14 protein-coding genes are annotated in these 15,561 nt (G+C 63.0%); 6 read left to right on the top strand and 8 right to left on the bottom strand.

The window, feature by feature from the left end; translation table 11 throughout:
* Nucleotides 1–16 precede the first annotated feature (16 nt).
* The 4 genes from ASC48_RS07695 to ASC48_RS07680 form a co-directional block, all read right to left on the bottom strand.
* Nucleotides 17–343 (bottom strand): chorismate mutase, encoded by a 327-nt coding sequence (locus ASC48_RS07695; RefSeq protein WP_055455148.1) that lies wholly within the window; start codon nt 341–343, stop codon nt 17–19.
* Nucleotides 344–437: 94 nt separating this feature from the next.
* On the bottom strand, nt 438–2,732 hold the full coding sequence (locus tag ASC48_RS07690) for an NADP-dependent malic enzyme (protein ID WP_055455147.1): 2,295 nt from the start codon (nt 2,730–2,732) through the stop codon (nt 438–440).
* Between the two features lie 78 nt (nt 2,733–2,810).
* Nucleotides 2,811–3,467 carry a ceramidase domain-containing protein gene (locus ASC48_RS07685; RefSeq protein ID WP_055455146.1) on the bottom strand — a complete coding sequence of 219 codons (657 nt, stop codon included), beginning with the start codon at nt 3,465–3,467 and terminating at the stop codon, nt 2,811–2,813.
* Nucleotides 3,468–3,589: 122 nt separating this feature from the next.
* A complete protein-coding gene (locus ASC48_RS07680) occupies nt 3,590–5,050 on the bottom strand; it encodes an AMP nucleosidase (RefSeq protein WP_055455312.1) in 1,461 nt (486 codons plus the stop codon).
* Between the two features lie 482 nt (nt 5,051–5,532).
* Between ASC48_RS07680 and ASC48_RS07675 the strand changes: the two genes are divergently transcribed.
* From ASC48_RS07675 to ASC48_RS07650, 6 genes are all read left to right on the top strand, one after another.
* Complete coding sequence (locus ASC48_RS07675) at nt 5,533–6,672, top strand: site-specific DNA-methyltransferase (RefSeq protein WP_055455145.1); 1,140 nt, start codon at nt 5,533–5,535, stop codon at nt 6,670–6,672.
* A 141-nt stretch (nt 6,673–6,813) separates the two neighbouring features.
* Nucleotides 6,814–7,197 (top strand): ArsR/SmtB family transcription factor, encoded by a 384-nt coding sequence (locus ASC48_RS07670; protein WP_055455144.1) that lies wholly within the window; start codon nt 6,814–6,816, stop codon nt 7,195–7,197.
* Between the two features lie 10 nt (nt 7,198–7,207).
* On the top strand, nt 7,208–7,735 hold the full coding sequence (locus ASC48_RS07665) for an arsenate reductase ArsC (protein ID WP_055455143.1): 528 nt from the start codon (nt 7,208–7,210) through the stop codon (nt 7,733–7,735).
* Nucleotides 7,736–7,738: 3 nt separating this feature from the next.
* Nucleotides 7,739–8,797, top strand: coding sequence for an ACR3 family arsenite efflux transporter (gene arsB, locus ASC48_RS07660; RefSeq protein ID WP_055455142.1), 1,059 nt, complete (start codon nt 7,739–7,741; stop codon nt 8,795–8,797).
* A gap of 3 nt (nt 8,798–8,800) precedes the next feature.
* On the top strand, nt 8,801–9,223 hold the full coding sequence (gene arsC / locus ASC48_RS07655) for an arsenate reductase (glutaredoxin) (RefSeq protein WP_055455141.1): 423 nt from the start codon (nt 8,801–8,803) through the stop codon (nt 9,221–9,223).
* Nucleotides 9,224–9,341: 118 nt separating this feature from the next.
* Entirely contained in the window at nt 9,342–10,313 is a 972-nt protein-coding gene (locus ASC48_RS07650) for a hypothetical protein (RefSeq protein ID WP_141658898.1), read from the top strand.
* 151 nt (nt 10,314–10,464) lie between these two features.
* On the opposite strand, the gene tyrS is transcribed toward ASC48_RS07650, so the two are convergent.
* The 4 genes from tyrS to gcvPA all read right to left on the bottom strand — a co-directional run bounded on the left by tyrS (nt 10,465) and on the right by gcvPA (nt 15,561).
* Nucleotides 10,465–11,730 carry a tyrosine--tRNA ligase gene (gene tyrS, locus ASC48_RS07645; protein ID WP_050471948.1) on the bottom strand — a complete coding sequence of 422 codons (1,266 nt, stop codon included), beginning with the start codon at nt 11,728–11,730 and terminating at the stop codon, nt 10,465–10,467.
* Between the two features lie 295 nt (nt 11,731–12,025).
* The gene (locus tag ASC48_RS07640) at nt 12,026–12,481 is read right to left on the bottom strand and encodes a cupin domain-containing protein (protein WP_082440029.1); all 456 of its coding nucleotides are present in this window, start codon (nt 12,479–12,481) and stop codon (nt 12,026–12,028) included.
* A gap of 144 nt (nt 12,482–12,625) precedes the next feature.
* Nucleotides 12,626–14,218 carry an aminomethyl-transferring glycine dehydrogenase subunit GcvPB gene (gcvPB, locus tag ASC48_RS07635; protein ID WP_055455138.1) on the bottom strand — a complete coding sequence of 531 codons (1,593 nt, stop codon included), beginning with the start codon at nt 14,216–14,218 and terminating at the stop codon, nt 12,626–12,628.
* A complete protein-coding gene (gcvPA, locus tag ASC48_RS07630; protein WP_055455137.1) occupies nt 14,215–15,561 on the bottom strand; it encodes an aminomethyl-transferring glycine dehydrogenase subunit GcvPA in 1,347 nt (448 codons plus the stop codon). The genes gcvPB and gcvPA overlap by 4 nt, the downstream gene beginning before the upstream one ends.

The following is a 15,561-nucleotide window of genomic DNA, read 5'->3' as shown; positions in this document are numbered from 1 at the left end:
GCATGAAGCCTGAAAGTCAAGATAAAACGGTACCCTGCGGCGCGAGCCCCAGCCGGGCGGCAATGGTGCGGCGCTCATAATCGACATTCCAGTCGATCAGCACACGCCAGACGGCTTCGGCCTGAGCGGCTTCCAGTCCGAGGTCTTCCGCCCGCCCGCGCAGCCGCTCGATCATGGTCTCGATCCGCTCCGCATCAAAGGCTTCGTCCGGGTGCTGCTTGATCTGCGCCATCCGGCGCACATAGGTCTGCCGCTCGGCGAAAAGCCTCAGAAGAAGCTCGTCGATCCGGTCGATCTCGGACCGGATGTCCCCCTTGGTGACGCAGTCCTTCGCAGGTTTCATTCCAAAAGGCCCTTTGCCTGTCCAAGCCGGAGAGGATGAACGCCGTTGCGCCTGCCGGTGCCGCTGGCTCCGGCAGGCGCAAGCAATAGATAGCTCAGGCTTCCGCCTTCTTCTGTGCCTCGACGCAGGCCAGAGCCGACATGTTGACCACGCCGCGCGAGGTCACCGAGCCGGTGAGGATATGCGCGGGCTTGGCTGTGCCGAGCAGGATCGGGCCGACATGCAGGGCCTCCGTCGCCACTTTCAGCAGGTTCAGCGCGATGTTGGCCGCGTCCAGATTTGGGAAGAGCAGCAGATTCGCTTCGCCCTTCAGGCGGCTGTCCGGCATGACGCGCTGGCGCAGCAGTTCGGACAGGGCCGAATCGCCGTGCATGTCGCCGTCCACTTCCATCTCCGGACATTCCTTCCAGAGGATGTCCAGCGCCTTGCGCATCTTATCGGCAGAGGCCAGTTCGCGTGAGCCGAAGTTGGAGGCCGACAGCAGCGCCACCTTGGGCTCGATGCCGAAGCGGCGGATTTCCTCAGCAGCAAGCCTTGCCATCTCGGCCAGCTCTTCCGCGTCCGGATCCTCGGAGACAAAGGTGTCGGTGAGGAAGATCGCGCCACGGTCGTTGATCAGCAGCGACAGGGCCGAGAGGTCGCGCACACCGGCCTTGAGGCCGATGATCTGGCGGATATCGCGCAGATGGCGGATGAAACGGCCTTCAAGACCGCAGATCACCGCATCGGCTTCCCCGCGCCGCACGGCCAGCGCCGAAATGACGGTGGAGTTGGTGCGCACGATGGTTCGCGCCGCATCATGCGGCACGCCCTTGCGGCCGACGCAGGAGAAATACTCCTCCACATAATCGCGGTAGCGCGGATCGTCCTGCGGGTTGACGAATTCAAAGTCCACACCCGGGCGGATCTTCAGGCCGAAACGCTCGCAGCGGGCCTTCAGCACGTCCGGACGGCCAACGAGGACCGGCACGGCCACCTTGTCCTCGATCAGCACCTGGGCCGCGCGCAGAACACGCTCGTCCTCGCCTTCCGCATAGATGATGCGCTTTGGCTCGCGGGTCGCTGCCTGGATGATCGGCTTCATCACGAGGCCGGAGCGGAAGACGAAGCGGTTCAGCGTGTCGAGATAGGCGTCAAAGTCCTCGATCGGGCGCGTGGCGACACCGGTTTCCATGGCCGCACGGGCCACCGCCGGTGCAATGCGCAGGATCAGGCGCTGATCGAAGGGCGACGGGATCAGGTATTTCGGCCCGAAGGTCTCGGTCACGCCGCCATAGGCACGGGCCGCGACGTCGGATGGTTCTTCCTTGGCAAGATCCGCGATGGCCTTCACCGCCGCATGCTTCATTTCTTCGTTGATCGCCGTCGCGCCCACATCCAGCGCGCCGCGGAAGATGTAGGGGAAGCACAGGACGTTGTTCACCTGGTTCGGGAAATCCGAACGGCCGGTGCACATCATCACGTCGTCGCGCACGGCCAGTGCGGCTTCCGGCATGATTTCCGGATTGGGGTTGGCGAGCGCCAGGATCAGCGGGTTCGGCGCCATCTTGGCGACCATCTCCGGCTTCAGCACGCCGGCGGCAGACAGGCCGAGGAACACGTCGGCGCCCTCGATGATCTCGCCCAGCGTGCGCTTGTCCGTCTTCTGGGCGAAGATGCCCTTCCACGGGTCCATCAGGGCTTCGCGGCCTTCATAGACCACACCCTCGATGTCCGAGACCCAGATGTTTTCGCGCTTTGCGCCGAGAGAGACGATGAGATTGAGGCAGGCGAGCGCGGCGGCACCGGCGCCGGAGGCGACGATCTTCACCTGATCGATCGGCTTGCCGGCCAGTTCCAGCGCATTCTTGACAGCTGCACCGACGATAATCGCCGTGCCGTGCTGATCGTCGTGGAACACCGGGATGTTCATCCGCTCGCGCAGCTTGGCTTCAACCTGGAAGCACTCCGGCGCCTTGATATCCTCAAGGTTGATGCCGCCGAAGGTCGGCTCCAGAACGGCAACTGCATCGACGAACCGGTCGACGTCGAGTTCGTCCACCTCGATGTCGAAGACATCGATCCCGGCGAATTTCTTGAACAGGACGGCCTTGCCTTCCATCACCGGCTTGGAGGCGAGCGGGCCGATGTTGCCGAGGCCCAGCACGGCGGTGCCGTTGGAAATCACGGCCACAAGATTGGCGCGGGAGGTGAAGAGCGCGGCCGTGGACGGGTCACGGGCGATTTCCAGGCAGGGAGCGGCGACGCCGGGAGAATAGGCCAGAGCCAGATCGCGCTGGTTGCCGAGCGGCTTGGTGGCCTTGATCTCAAGCTTTCCCGGGCGCGGGTGGCTGTGGAAGAACAGTGCTGATTCGGTCAGGTCGCTTCCAGCCGGTTTCTTGTCGCTCATGTCGCCTCTCGTCTCAACAGCGGTCTCAGCCGCCTTTCCCTCAAGGAGGCATGGCCCATCCGCGCGTGCGGTTCAACCTTATTTCGCACCTGCTCCACCGGTTGCAGGCAAAAGCAGCCGCAAAAGCAGGAAGAGAACCAGTCCGTTGAGGATATGCCACATGAAATGGGTGCCCAGTGCGAGGCTGTCGCACACCGGCATGTCGAGCGTGCGGAAGGTGAGCGAGGCAGCAAACACCACACCTGCCGCCGCAAGCCCCTTCGCCAGCCGGGCATTGGAGCGCCAGACCAGAGCCGCAACGACGAAGATGGCGGCAAGTGCTGGCAGATAGCCGGCGGAAGAGCCCACCAGCGGGGCAAAAAGCCGCCCGGCGAAAGGCGAGGCCACAAAAAAGAGGCCGGTTATGCCCGCCGCCCAGTACCAGCGCAGTCCCAGAAACCGGTTCAGCGCCGCAAAGAGATAGACATGGATGAAAAGGGCAATCGGGATCACATCCGCCAGCAGCGACCAGCGGTTGGCGAAGGTGTGGAACAGGAAGGAGCCGATACCCGTCGCCAGTGTGATCAGGATGAGCGCCAGAGCCAGCCAGTCGTCCGGCGCCCGCTTGCGCCACATCAGGAAGGCCACCAGCGCCGCCAGAATGAAGGAGGCATTAGTGATGGCATTGACCGGCTCGGACCAGAAACTGGCGTCCAGCCGCTCGCAGTAATTGTTCAGCGGTTCCGTCCAGTTCATGCCTTCGCCTCCGCGCCTGCCCTCAGGTCAAATGTGCCCCCGGACGGACAGTGGCAAGAGTGCCTGTCCTCTTTTACAGGGCAAAGACGGCAGGCAGCGCCCACCTGCCGTCAAATCCGGACCTACTGGAAGGCCGTCTCCGCAAAGCTGCGCAGCTTGCGCGAATGCAGGCGTTCCGGCGGCATCGACCGCAACAGCTCCATGGCCCGCATGCCGATTTCCAGATGCTGTGCCACCTGCCGCTTGTAGAAATCCGTCGCCATGCCCGGCAGCTTCAACTCGCCGTGAAGCGGCTTGTCGGAGACACAGAGCAACGTGCCGTAAGGCACACGGAAGCGGAAACCGTTGGCGGCGATGGTGGCCGATTCCATGTCCAGCGCAATGGCGCGGGACTGGGAGAAGCGCTGCACGAGGCCGCGCTGGTCCCACAGTTCCCAGTTCCGGTTGTCGATGGAGGCCACCGTGCCGGTGCGCATCACCTTCTTCAACTCATAGCCGGAGAAACCGGTGATCTCGGCAACGGCGCTTTCAAGCGCCACCTGCACCTCGGCCAGAGGCGGGATCGGCACCCACAGCGGCAGGTCCTGATCCAGCACATGGTCATCGCGCACATAGCCGTGGGCGAGCACATAGTCGCCCAGCGTCTGGCTGTTGCGCAGGCCCGCACAATGGCCCAGCATCAGCCAGGCATGCGGCCGCAGCACGGCGATATGGTCGGTGATGGTCTTGGCGTTGGAAGGGCCCACACCAATGTTGACCATGGTGATGCCGGAACTGTCGGCCCGCTTCAGGTGATAGGCCGGCATCTGCGGCAGCTTGGCCGGCGCCGTGCCGGCCGACGGGGTTTTCTGCCCCGCCAGCGTCAGCAGGTTGCCGGGCTCGACGAAGGCGGTGTAGCCGCTTTCCGGATCGGCAATCGCTGCTTCCGCCATGCGGCAGAACTCGTCGATGTAGAACTGGTAGTTCGTGAAAAGCACGTAGTTCTGGAAATGCTCCGCCGCCGTCGCGGTGTAGTGCTGCAGGCGGTGCAGGGAATAGTCGATGCGCGGACCGGTGAAAGGCGCCAGCGGCATGATGCCATCCACCGGCTCATAGGTGCCGTTGGCGATGGCGTCGTCCATCAGTGTCAGGTCCGGCAGGTCGAACATGTCCGCCAGCGGCCGCTCTCCGGCCAGATCCCCTGCCCCTTCCACATGGGTGCCATCATAGAAGGCGAAGTGCAGCGGGATCGGTGTCGTGCTGTCCCCCACCAGCACCGGCACCCCGTGATTGCGGATCAGCAGGGCAATCTGCTGCGTCAGATACTGCTGGAACAGATCCGGCCGGGTAATCGTGGTGCCATGAATGCCGGGCCCCGAAACAAACCCGAACGGCAGGCGGCTGTCGAGGCGCGAATGGCTCTCCGTGATCAGACGGATCTGCGGATAATAGGCCCTCACCCGGCCCTCGGGCGCCGTCCCTGCCACGAGATCGCGGAAGGCGTCCCGGATGAAGGCGGTGTTGCGCTCGAACAGCTCCATCAGCCGGGCGACGGCGGCGGCCGCATCGGTGAAGGGTTCCAGCGGCGCAGCGGGCGCCAGCACGAACGGGCGGGGATCCGTGAGGGGATTTCGGTAGGGCCGGTTTTTCAAATGCGTTCTCCTTATTGTTCTTAACCGGGCAGGCTCTAACAGAGGCCTGCTTTCGTCAAGCCAAAGACGTCATTTTTTGAAATATTTTTCATCACGCGAATGATTTTTCAGTTTGATGGAATCGTATTGCAGGGGCATGACAGAGTCAGCATGGTGAATCCGCGCGGACACATCAGGGCCCCGGCACCGCTTTCTCTCCGCCCCCGCTGCCTGGGATCATGGTTAATGCGGACAGGCCCTTCCAGGCCCTGCCGGCCGGAAAAGCACACTATTTCCGCCAGTTTTTCCAAGGCCAAAAGTTAACTTCCCGCACGGGTTTCACAAACCTAAAGAAAGCATTGAAATCAAAAAGAAAAATTAGAGCACGCCTTAACCCGCGATTTACCAGATCCGGTAACCATGAGCTTCGAAATTGCGTGAGGTGCTGCGTCGCAATGAAAGTTCTGCGTACTGGGGTGTCCTCTGTGGCACCCCTTGAAACCCAAGACAATGCCGCCACTCCGGCCTGGCTGAACACGATCCTGAAGGGCGACTGCGTTGCCGCCCTCAGCAAGCTGCCCTCGAAGTCGGTGGATCTGGTGTTTGCCGATCCGCCCTACAATCTTCAGCTCGGCGGTGATCTTCACCGTCCCGATCAGTCGAAGGTGGATGCCTGCGACGATCACTGGGACCAGTTCGAGAGCTTCGAGGCCTATGATGCCTTCACCCGCGCATGGCTGCTGGCCGTGCGCCGTGTAATGAAGGACGATGCCTCGCTCTATGTCATCGGCTCCTACCACAACATCTTCCGCGTCGGCGCGATCCTGCAGGATCTCGGCTTCTGGATCCAGAACGACATCGTCTGGATCAAGTCCAACCCGATGCCGAATTTCCGCGGCAAGCGCTTCACCAACGCCCATGAGACGATCATCTGGGCGTCGAAGTCAAAGTCCTCCAAGCCGGTGTTCAACTACGAGGCGCTGAAGACCTTCAACGAAGACCGTCAGATGCGCTCCGACTGGCACCTGCCGCTGTGCACGGGTGCGGAACGGCTGAAGGATGAGGACGGGCAGAAGGTCCATCCAACCCAGAAGCCGGAGTCCCTGCTCTACCGCGTGCTGACGGCCTCGTCCCGTCCGGGCGATGTGGTGCTCGATCCCTTCTTCGGCACCGGCACCACCGGCGCCGTCGCCAAGCGCCTTGGCCGCAACTACATCGGCATCGAGCGCGAGCAGAGCTACATCGATGCGGCCACTGCCCGCATCAATGCCATCGTGCCGGCCGAGGGCGTGTCCCTCGACATGCAGAAGGGCAAGCGCGCGGAACCGCGCATTCCCTTCGGCTCGCTGCTGGAGGCTGGCCTGCTGGAACCGGGCACCGAACTCATCTGCCCGAAGGGCAAGCATCTGGCCATTGTGCGCGCTGACGGTTCGCTGGTCAGCGGCCAGCACTCCGGCTCCATCCACAAGGTGGGTGCGCTCGTTCAGGGCGCGGAAAGCTGCAATGGCTGGACCTTCTGGCACCTGAAGGACCGGGGCAGCTTCAACCCGGTGGATGACCTGCGCAAGGAACTCAGATCCCGCCTCTTCGCCTGATCCATAGGCGAAAGGCCGGACATTCGCGTCCCCGCGAATTCCCGGAACACCCCCGGCTCCCCGAGGCCGGGGGTGTTTTTTGTGCACCAGTCCGGCGCAGGGGGATTGACTCGCCCCTTATATATCCATAATTCTGGATATATGGATGAGCTAGAAACCATCGCTGCCCTTGCAGCCCTTGCTCAGGCGACCCGCCTTCAGGCCTTCCGCGCACTCGTGCAGGCAGAACCCGATGGCATTGCCGCCGGTGACCTCGCCCAGCGCCTCGGCGTGCCGCAGAACACGCTTTCCGCGCATCTGACGATTCTTTCGCAAGCAGGACTTGTCACAGGACTGCGGCAAGGACGCTCTATCGTCTATCACGCGAATCCCGAGCAGCTCAGGCAGATGATGCTCTACCTCCTGAAAGATTGCTGCGGCGGCAAGGCCAGCCTGTGCGAGCCGCTGATCGCCGAACTGACCGGAAGCTGCACGGATACCTGTTCTCCGGCCTGTGCCCCATTGCCTGACAGCCGGATGCCATAAGGAGCCTGCCATGACCGAGAAGACCTATAATGTGCTGTTCCTCTGCACCGGCAATTCTGCCCGCTCCATCCTCGCCGAAGGCATCCTGAACGCGACAGGCGGCGGGCGGTTCCACGCCTATTCTGCGGGCAGCCAGCCGAAGGGCGAGGTCCATCCGCTTGCCCTCAAGACGCTGGAGGCCCTTGGTTATCCGGCAGAAGGGTTCCGTTCCAAGAGCTGGGACGAATTCGCCGTGCCCGGCGCACCGCAGTTCGATTTCGTCTTCACGGTCTGCGACAACGCCGCTGGCGAAGCCTGCCCCGTGTGGCCCGGCCAGCCGGTAACAGCCCATTGGGGCATCGAGGATCCTGCCGCCTTTGAAGGCGCAGCGTTCGAGAAGGAGCAGGCTTTCGGCCAGGCTGCCCGCTATCTCAAGAACCGCATCAGCGCCTTCATCAATCTGCCCCTGGCCTCCATCGACGCCATGGCCCTGAAGAAGAAGCTTGCCGACATCGGCACCCTCGAAGGTGCCACCACCCTTGCTGAAAAGGTGAAGTGATCCATGTCCCTGTTCGAACGCTACCTGACGCTGTGGGTGGGGCTGGCGATCATCGCCGGCATCGCCCTCGGCCACCTGCTGCCGCAGGTGTTCGAGGTGATCGGCACGCTGGAAATCGCCAAGGTCAACCTGCCCGTCGCCGCGCTGATCTGGCTGATGATCATCCCCATGCTGATGAAGATCGACTTTGCCGCCATCCGGCAGGTCGGCCAGCACTGGCGCGGCATGAGCATCACGCTGTTCTCGAACTGGGCGGTGAAGCCCTTCTCCATGGCGGTGCTCGGCTGGATCTTCATCGGCTGGCTGTTTGCCCCGCTGCTGCCGCAGGACCAGATCGACAGCTACATCGCCGGGCTGATCCTCCTGGGGGCCGCGCCCTGCACGGCCATGGTCTTCGTCTGGTCGAACCTCACCCGGGGCGACCCGCCTTTCACCCTGACGCAGGTTGCCCTCAACGACGCTGTGATGGTGCTGGCTTTCGCCCCCATCGTCGCGCTGCTGCTGGGCGTTTCCTCGATCATCGTGCCTTGGGATACGCTGCTGATCTCGGTTGCCCTGTTCATCGTCGTGCCGGTGATCGCCGCGCAGATGCTGCGCAAGGCGCTTGGATCTGGCGATGGCCGCGCGCTGGCGCGCTTTCAGGAGCAGATCCAGCCGCTGTCCATCGGCGCCCTGCTGCTGACTGTCGTGCTGCTCTTCGCCTTCCAGGGCAGCCAAATCCTTGCCCAGCCGCTGGTGATCGCCCTGCTGGCCGTGCCGATCCTGCTGCAGACCGTGTTCATCTTCGGCTTTGCCTATATCCTCAACCGGGTGGCCGGCGAAGCCCATTGCATCGCAGGCCCTTCCGCCCTGATCGGCGCGTCGAACTTCTTCGAGCTGGCCGTCGCCACCGCCATCAGCCTCTTCGGCTTCAATTCCGGCGCAGCGCTCGCCACGGTCGTGGGCGTGCTCATCGAAGTGCCGGTGATGCTGGCGCTCGTTGCCGTCGTCAACCGCAGCAAGGGCTGGTACGAGGCCTCCCGCGCGGTCTCGGCCCGCAGCATCACAGAAGGACAGGCCTGAACCATGGATGCCACGATCTATCACAACCCTGCCTGCGGCACCTCGCGCAACACGCTGGAAATGATTCGCAACGCCGGGATAGAGCCCACGGTCATCGAATATCTGAAGAGCCCGCCTGCCCGCGAGGACCTGGCCGCGATGATCGCCGCCGCAGGCCTCACCGTGCGCGGCGCCCTGCGCGAGAAGGGTACGCCCTTCGAGGAGATGGGCCTTGGCAACCCGGACCTTGATGACGAGGCGCTGCTCGACGCGATGATGTGCGAGCCCATCCTCATCAACCGCCCCTTCGTCATCACCCCGCTTGGCACCCGCCTCTGCCGTCCCTCGGAAGTGGTGCTGGAAATCCTGCCCGACACCCACAAGGGCGCCTTCACCAAGGAAGACGGCGAAAAGGTTCTGGACGCGGACGGCAAGCGGATCAGCTGAGCGCGATCCTGCAAGCAGCTTTCAAGGCCCGGAGCCCTCGCTCCGGGCCTTTTTCACATGAATGAGCATCAGGCGTCCTTGCACGTGTGGGCATGTCCTGCCCGGAACGGTGACCCAGATGGACTTGATGCTGGCCGCTTTGGCCTACCGCTTTTTCAGGCAGAACCGCCAGCAGACACAGCCTCTTTCTCCTGAGGAAGAGGCCGCCAGCCTGCTGGCCTTGCTTCTGCCGGCCCTTCCTCAGGACAGCTTGCCACCTTCCCCAAGCCTTCCTGTTGAGAGGATTACTAAGATGCCTGCAAATCCCACGCCGATCCGGCCCGTCATTCCGGCCAACTTCCTGCTTGGCACCCTGCGCCTTGCCAACAATGCCGGTCAGTACAGCATCGAAGACGGCCAATTTCCGAGCCTCTATTTCATCGACAATGCCGTGAACTTCATCCGTTACCGCCCCTTGCACCGGGCTGGCTTTCTCATCTCCGAGAAGGCGGGCCGCGAAGTCTACATGTATGCAGGCCAGTGGAACGATAACCAGACGATTCAGGCAAATCTTGCAAATAACACGATCTACTCGGTCCAGCTTGGCAACAACAAAACCACGATCGGTAACAACCTGCTGGCTTCGCAAGCAAATCAGAAGAGCACGCAGCAGCTCATCGCGTTCAATGCAGCCAACAACCCGATCCCGATGGGAGAGGAAACCGTTTATATCAACGCCGGTCCCCTGCAGGGACTGTTCTTCGGCGGCAGCGCGACGGCGACGAACAACAAGTATCAACCCCTCAACATGCTTGACTTCCGACCGGGAGCGGTCAATGGCGTTCACCGGGGTCACACAGTTACCATGCCTCAGGCAATCACAGGCTTTTACGAAAGCCGTTTTCCCGGGTTGTTGACCTGCCTGATGCAGGCTGGCCAGAGCAAGCAGGAGTTGACAATTCCGCTGCCCTCCACCGGGCGCAGCCTGTCGATCCCGATCCGCAGCAATGTTGAGTATTTCCCACAAACAATGTTCGATACCAGCAACCCTGCACAGGCTGAAGTCGAACAGCAGGCCTTCCTGATGACAATGATCCGCAGCTTTTCCTGATGGATATGGCAGGCGGCGGATTGTGGCCCGCCGCCTCGCCGCCAATGCCAAGGCGCTGAGATGCTGACGCATCACGCCTTGAAATGGCTCAAGCGCCGCACGGACTTGACCAACTCCCGATAAGTCAAACTTATCGGGAGTTGGTATATCCTCACCCAAACGCCACCAGCGCCTTGCGTCGTTTGCCGGCGGCGAGGGTCAGGCGGTCGTTGGCGCCCAGATCTCCGCTGGAAATGCGGCGGCGCGGATCGTCGGCGACATTGCCGTTGAGACGCACGCCGCCGCCCTCAACCAGACGCCGGGCGTCGCTGTTGGAGGCGGCAAAGCCCGTGGCAACCAGCAGCTCCAGCAAGCCCAGATCCTGCGCCAGCATGGCGAGCGGCAGAGTGTGGGTCGGCTCGGCGCTCATCTCGTCACCGGAGAACAGCGCATCGCCCTGCTCCAGCGCGTGGCGGGCAGCATCGGCACCGTGGACGATGCCGGTGACGTGGGTCGCCAGCAGCTTCTTCACCTCGTTGAGTTCGGCGCCTTGCAGATCGGACAGGCGCTCCACCTCGCTCAGGGGCAGCTCGGTGAAAAGCCGCAGGAAGCGCGGCACGTCCGCATCTGCCGTGTTGCGCCAGAACTGCCAGAAGCCGAAAGGCGACAGATGCTCCGGATGCAGCCACACGGCACCGGCCGCCGTCTTGCCCATCTTGGCCCCGCTCGCCGTGGTCACCAGCGGCACGGTCAGCCCATGCAGCTTGCGCCCGTCGCGGCGGCCAAGCTCGACGCCGTTGATGATGTTGCCCCACTGGTCCGAACCGCCGACCTGCAAGCTGCAGCCATGGCGGCGTGAGAGTTCCAGGAAATCCACCGCCTGCAGCATCATGTAGCAGAATTCCAGCACGGTCAGCGGCATCTGCGCCTCAAGCCGCGACTTGACGCTGTCGAAGGTCATCATGCGGTTCACTGTGAAATGGCTGCCGTAATCGCGCAGGAATTCGAGGAACTTCACTTCCGTCAGCCAGTCGGCATTGTCCACCAGCAGCGCGCCTTCCGCGCCGGAGAAGTCGATCAGCGTCTCCACCGAGCGGCGGATGCCGGCGATGTTGGCGGCAATCTGCTGCTTTTCGAGGATAGGACGGGCCTCATTGCGGAAGCTGGGATCACCCACCTGGCTGGTGCCACCGCCCAGAACGATGATGGGCCGGTGGCCGAGTTTCTGCAGCCAGCGCATGGTCATCAGCGGCATCAGATGGCCGACATGCAGGCTGGCGGCCGTGGCATCAAAACCGGCATAGACTGTGACAGGCCCCTCTGCGAGGCGCGCATCCAGCGCCTCCAGTTCCGTGGTCTGGTTGACGAGCCCGCGCTCGAACAACACCTGCAGAGCTTCGGATTTGAGCGGGCTGGCCGGTTTTCCGGCCTCGATCATATGCTGGGTCACTTGCGGCTTCCTTCGGGAGTTTGCCCCTGTCAGGAGAGCCTTTGAAAACCAAAAAGCCGCCTGACGCGGCGGCTTTTTCGGGTTTGATCAAATGAGCAAGATCCTACGCAGCCGCCGGTATGGAGGTGACGTAATAAAAATACACAAAGGTGGCGGCAGTCTTGATCATCGCAGGATAGATGCCCCGGAACCATCCCGTCTGTCAAGCGGCATGGCTGCGCCATGAAGGGCTTGAGCATCTTCAAGGCGTGATGCGTCAGCATCTCAGAGCCTTGGCATGAGATCAGAAGGGAGCCGGTGAACTGTGCTTCAGCTCGTCAGGTTCCGGCAAGGCGGCCTTTTCCGGAAGGCCATCGCCATTGAGAAAGACAGTGAGAATACGGGTCAGGCTCTGGCCCGTGTTTTCGCCCTGATGTGTCACACGCATGACGTCCACCATGCACTCGCCTTGGCGGAAGAGGCGCGTCTGTCCCCCCTGATAGGTGACCGTAATCTCTCCCTCCAGCACATAGCAGAAGACCGGACAATGGTGCTGATGCCAGCCCGTTACCTCCCCGGCATCATGGAAATGACGAGCGGATGAATGGCGCAGCCCGTTCCTGGGAAGCTCAGAAACTCGCCCGCAACCGTAACCCGGCGCCCCCAGATCCCCGGCATTGCCGTAAAGCTCCGCCGCTTCCCCGGCCGGATTCTTGAACTGATGAACCATACCTGACCTGGCATCGCCTGCGCCCGCCATGTCCTCCCAGCCCCGGCAAAGCGCCCACAACGCATGGAAGCATCAATACTTTAATCCCGTGAAATTTGCGCAGAAGCGCAAGGCAGCAAGAAAAAGGCCCGGCAGTGACGCCGGGCCTTGGATCCAGTCAGGCTGACAGCTTGCTTACTCCGCCGCAGCCGGGGTGACGCTGGCCGGGGCCGGTTCGCTCCAGGTGAGAACCGGGCTGCGGGCCGCGCGGGTTTCATCAAGGCGGCGGCGCGGGGCAAGATACGGCGCACCGGTGAAGCGCTCCGTCTCACCGCGCTTGGCGGACATCACGAGATCCCGCAGCGTGGCGACGAACAGGTCGAGCGAAGCCCGGCTTTCGGACTCGGTCGGCTCGATCAGCATCGCCCCATGGACAACAAGCGGGAAATACATGGTCATCGGGTGATAGCCCTCGTCGATCATCGCCTTGGCGAAGTCGAGGGTGGTGACGCCCGTGTCCTTGAGGAAGCTGTCATCGAACAGCACTTCATGCATGCAGGGGCGCTCGCCGAAGGGCAGGCTCATCAGATCCTGCAGGCCAACGCGGACATAGTTCGCGTTCAGCACCGCATCTTCGGAGGCCTGGCGCAAACCGTCCGAGCCGTGGCTCAGCATGTAGGTCAGCGCCCGGACAAACATGCCCATCTGGCCGTGGAAGGCCGTCATGCGGCCGAACGGCTTCTCGCCATCCTTGAGGTCAGCTTCCGTTTCCACCAGCTCCAGCCCGCTGTCCGACTTGCGGACAAACGGCAGCGGCGCGAACGGAGCAAGACGGTCCGACAGAACCACCGGGCCGGAGCCCGGTCCGCCGCCACCATGCGGGGTGGAGAAGGTCTTGTGCAGGTTGATGTGCATCGCGTCGATGCCCAGATCCCCCGGCCGCGCCTTGCCGACGATGGCGTTGAAGTTGGCGCCGTCACAGTAGAAATAGGCATTGGCGGCGTGGATGGCGGCGGCAATCTCCATGATGTCCCGCTCGAACAGCCCGCAGGTGTTCGGATTGGTCAGCATGATGGCGGCGATGTTGCCGTCATTCTCCGCAATCGCCTTCTTCACCGAGGCCAGATCCACCGTGCCGTCGTCCTTGGCGTCGATGGCAACGACCTTGAAGCCGAGGAGCGCAGCGGTGGCCGGGTTGGTGCCATGGGCACTTTCCGGCACCAGCACGATCTTCGGATCACGCCCCGCAGCGATATGCGCGGCCTTGATTGCCATCATGCCGCACTGCTCGCCATGGGCGCCGGCCTTCGGGCTCATGGCCACGGCGGTGGTGCCGGTCAGTTCCATCAGCCAGTCGCCCAGCTCGGAGATGAGTTCCACAGCCCCCTTGACGGTGGACAGCGGCTGCAGCGGGTGGATGTCACCGAAGCCCGGCACGCGCGCCATCTTTTCGTTGAGGCGCGGGTTGTGCTTCATGGTGCAGGAGCCGAGCGGATAAAGCCCGCTGTCGATGGCGTAATTGTTGCGCGACAGGCGCACATAATGGCGCATCGTCTCCGGTTCGGAAAGGCCCGGCAGGCCGATCTTGGACGTGCGGGCGTGGGTGCCCAGCTCCGCCTCGAAAGCCTCCGGCTCGTCCAGATCAACGCCCGTCACATCGAGGCGGCCGATCTCGAACAGCAGCGGCTCTTCCATGTCGAGCGCACGGTTGCCGGTGAAGGTCCTGGGCCGGAATGCCGCGCCCGCATCGCCCGCAGCGGTCGGGCGTCCCTGAGTGTTCATGCTCATGCCAGCACCTCCTTGAGCGCGGTTGCGAAGGCAGCGCGGTCTTCATCGGTGTTGATTTCGGTCGAGGCGACAACGAGAAGGTTCGCAAGGTCCTTGTTGCGCGGCTCCAGCCGCGACACCGGCACACCGGCGAGGATGCCCCGTTCGGCGAGCGCCTCGACAACCTGATCCGCCACCTTGGGCAGGGTGACGGTGAACTCGTTGAAATAGGCCTTGTTCAGCACTTCGACGCCCGGGACGGCGGCCAGCAGCTTCTTCAGCTTCACCGCATTGGCGTGGTTGATCCGGGCCAGGCGCGTCAGCCCGGCTTCGCCCAGCAGCGTCATGTGGATGGTGAAGGCCAGCGCGCAAAGGCCGGAGTTGGTGCAGATGTTCGACGTCGCCTTTTCGCGGCGGATGTGCTGCTCGCGGGTGGAGAGCGTCAGCACGAAGCCGCGCTTGCCTTCCGCATCCACGGTCTCGCCGCACAGGCGCCCCGGCATCTGCCGCATGTATTTCTGCTTGGTGGCGAAGAGGCCAACGTAAGGTCCGCCGAAATTGAGGCCATTGCCGATGGACTGGCCTTCGCCGACGACGATATCAGCGCCCTGCGTACCAGCCGGCTCGATAAGCCCCAGCGACACCACTTCGGTGAAGACGGCGATCAGCAGCGCGCCATGGGCGTGAGCCTTCTCGGCAATCGGCTTCAGGTCGATGATCTGGCCGTAGAAGGACGGCGACTGCACAACGACGCAGGACGTCTCGCCGTCGATGGCCGCCAGAATGTCCTCGGTGCCCATCGGATCGGCGGGAAGTACTTCAACCTTGTCGCCGGAGAGGTTCGACAGGCCCTCAACCACGGCGCGGTACTGCGGATGCAGCCCGCCGGAGAGAACCGCTTTGTTGCGTCGGGTGACGCGGTGGGCCATCAGCACGGCTTCGCCGGTACCGGTGGAGCCGTCATACATGGAGGCGTTGGCCACTTCCATGCCGGTGAGGCGGGCGACCTGCGTCTGGAACTCGAACAGATACTGCAGGGTGCCTTGCGTGATTTCCGGCTGATACGGCGTGTAGGAGGTGAGGAATTCGGAGCGCTGGATCAGGTGATCCACCGTTGCCGGAACGTGATGGCGGTAGGCGCCTGCCCCCACAAAGAAGGGCACGGAACCGGCAGCGACATTCTTGCCGGCCATTCGGTTCAGGTGGCGCTCCACCTCGATCTCGGACTTGCGCCTGGGCAGGTCGACGAGGCCCTTGAGGCGGGCGGCTTCCGGGATATCGGCGAACAGCTCATCGATGGATGACACGCCGACGCGCGCCAGCATGTCGGCGCGGTCAGTGTCGGAAAGCGGCAGATAACGCAT

Origin of the sequence: Pannonibacter indicus (assembly GCF_001418225.1) — a bacterium.
GTDB classification, from domain to species: domain Bacteria; phylum Pseudomonadota; class Alphaproteobacteria; order Rhizobiales; family Stappiaceae; genus Pannonibacter; species Pannonibacter indicus.
Note: the sequence above shows the minus strand (reverse complement) of the source record. Positions and strands in the feature narration are given on the sequence as shown.

Excerpts from the sequence above, each read along its gene's own strand:
- ASC48_RS07690 (WP_055455147.1), bottom strand. The coding sequence starts at position 2,732 with ATGAGCGACAAGAAACCGGCTGGAAGCGACCTGACCGAATCAGCACTG.
- ASC48_RS07695 (WP_055455148.1), bottom strand. The coding sequence starts at position 343 with ATGAAACCTGCGAAGGACTGCGTCACCAAGGGGGACATCCGGTCCGAG.
- arsB (WP_055455142.1), top strand. The coding sequence starts at position 7,739 with ATGTCCCTGTTCGAACGCTACCTGACGCTGTGGGTGGGGCTGGCGATC.
- gcvPA (WP_055455137.1), bottom strand. The coding sequence starts at position 15,561 with ATGCGTTATCTGCCGCTTTCCGACACTGACCGCGCCGACATGCTGGCG.
- ASC48_RS07675 (WP_055455145.1), top strand. The coding sequence starts at position 5,533 with ATGAAAGTTCTGCGTACTGGGGTGTCCTCTGTGGCACCCCTTGAAACC.
- ASC48_RS07640 (WP_082440029.1), bottom strand. The coding sequence starts at position 12,481 with ATGGCGGGCGCAGGCGATGCCAGGTCAGGTATGGTTCATCAGTTCAAG.
- arsC (WP_055455141.1), top strand. The coding sequence starts at position 8,801 with ATGGATGCCACGATCTATCACAACCCTGCCTGCGGCACCTCGCGCAAC.
- ASC48_RS07650 (WP_141658898.1), top strand. The coding sequence starts at position 9,342 with ATGGACTTGATGCTGGCCGCTTTGGCCTACCGCTTTTTCAGGCAGAAC.
- ASC48_RS07670 (WP_055455144.1), top strand. The coding sequence starts at position 6,814 with ATGGATGAGCTAGAAACCATCGCTGCCCTTGCAGCCCTTGCTCAGGCG.
- ASC48_RS07665 (WP_055455143.1), top strand. The coding sequence starts at position 7,208 with ATGACCGAGAAGACCTATAATGTGCTGTTCCTCTGCACCGGCAATTCT.
- gcvPB (WP_055455138.1), bottom strand. The coding sequence starts at position 14,218 with ATGAGCATGAACACTCAGGGACGCCCGACCGCTGCGGGCGATGCGGGC.
- tyrS (WP_050471948.1), bottom strand. The coding sequence starts at position 11,730 with ATGATCGAGGCCGGAAAACCGGCCAGCCCGCTCAAATCCGAAGCTCTG.
- ASC48_RS07685 (WP_055455146.1), bottom strand. The coding sequence starts at position 3,467 with ATGAACTGGACGGAACCGCTGAACAATTACTGCGAGCGGCTGGACGCC.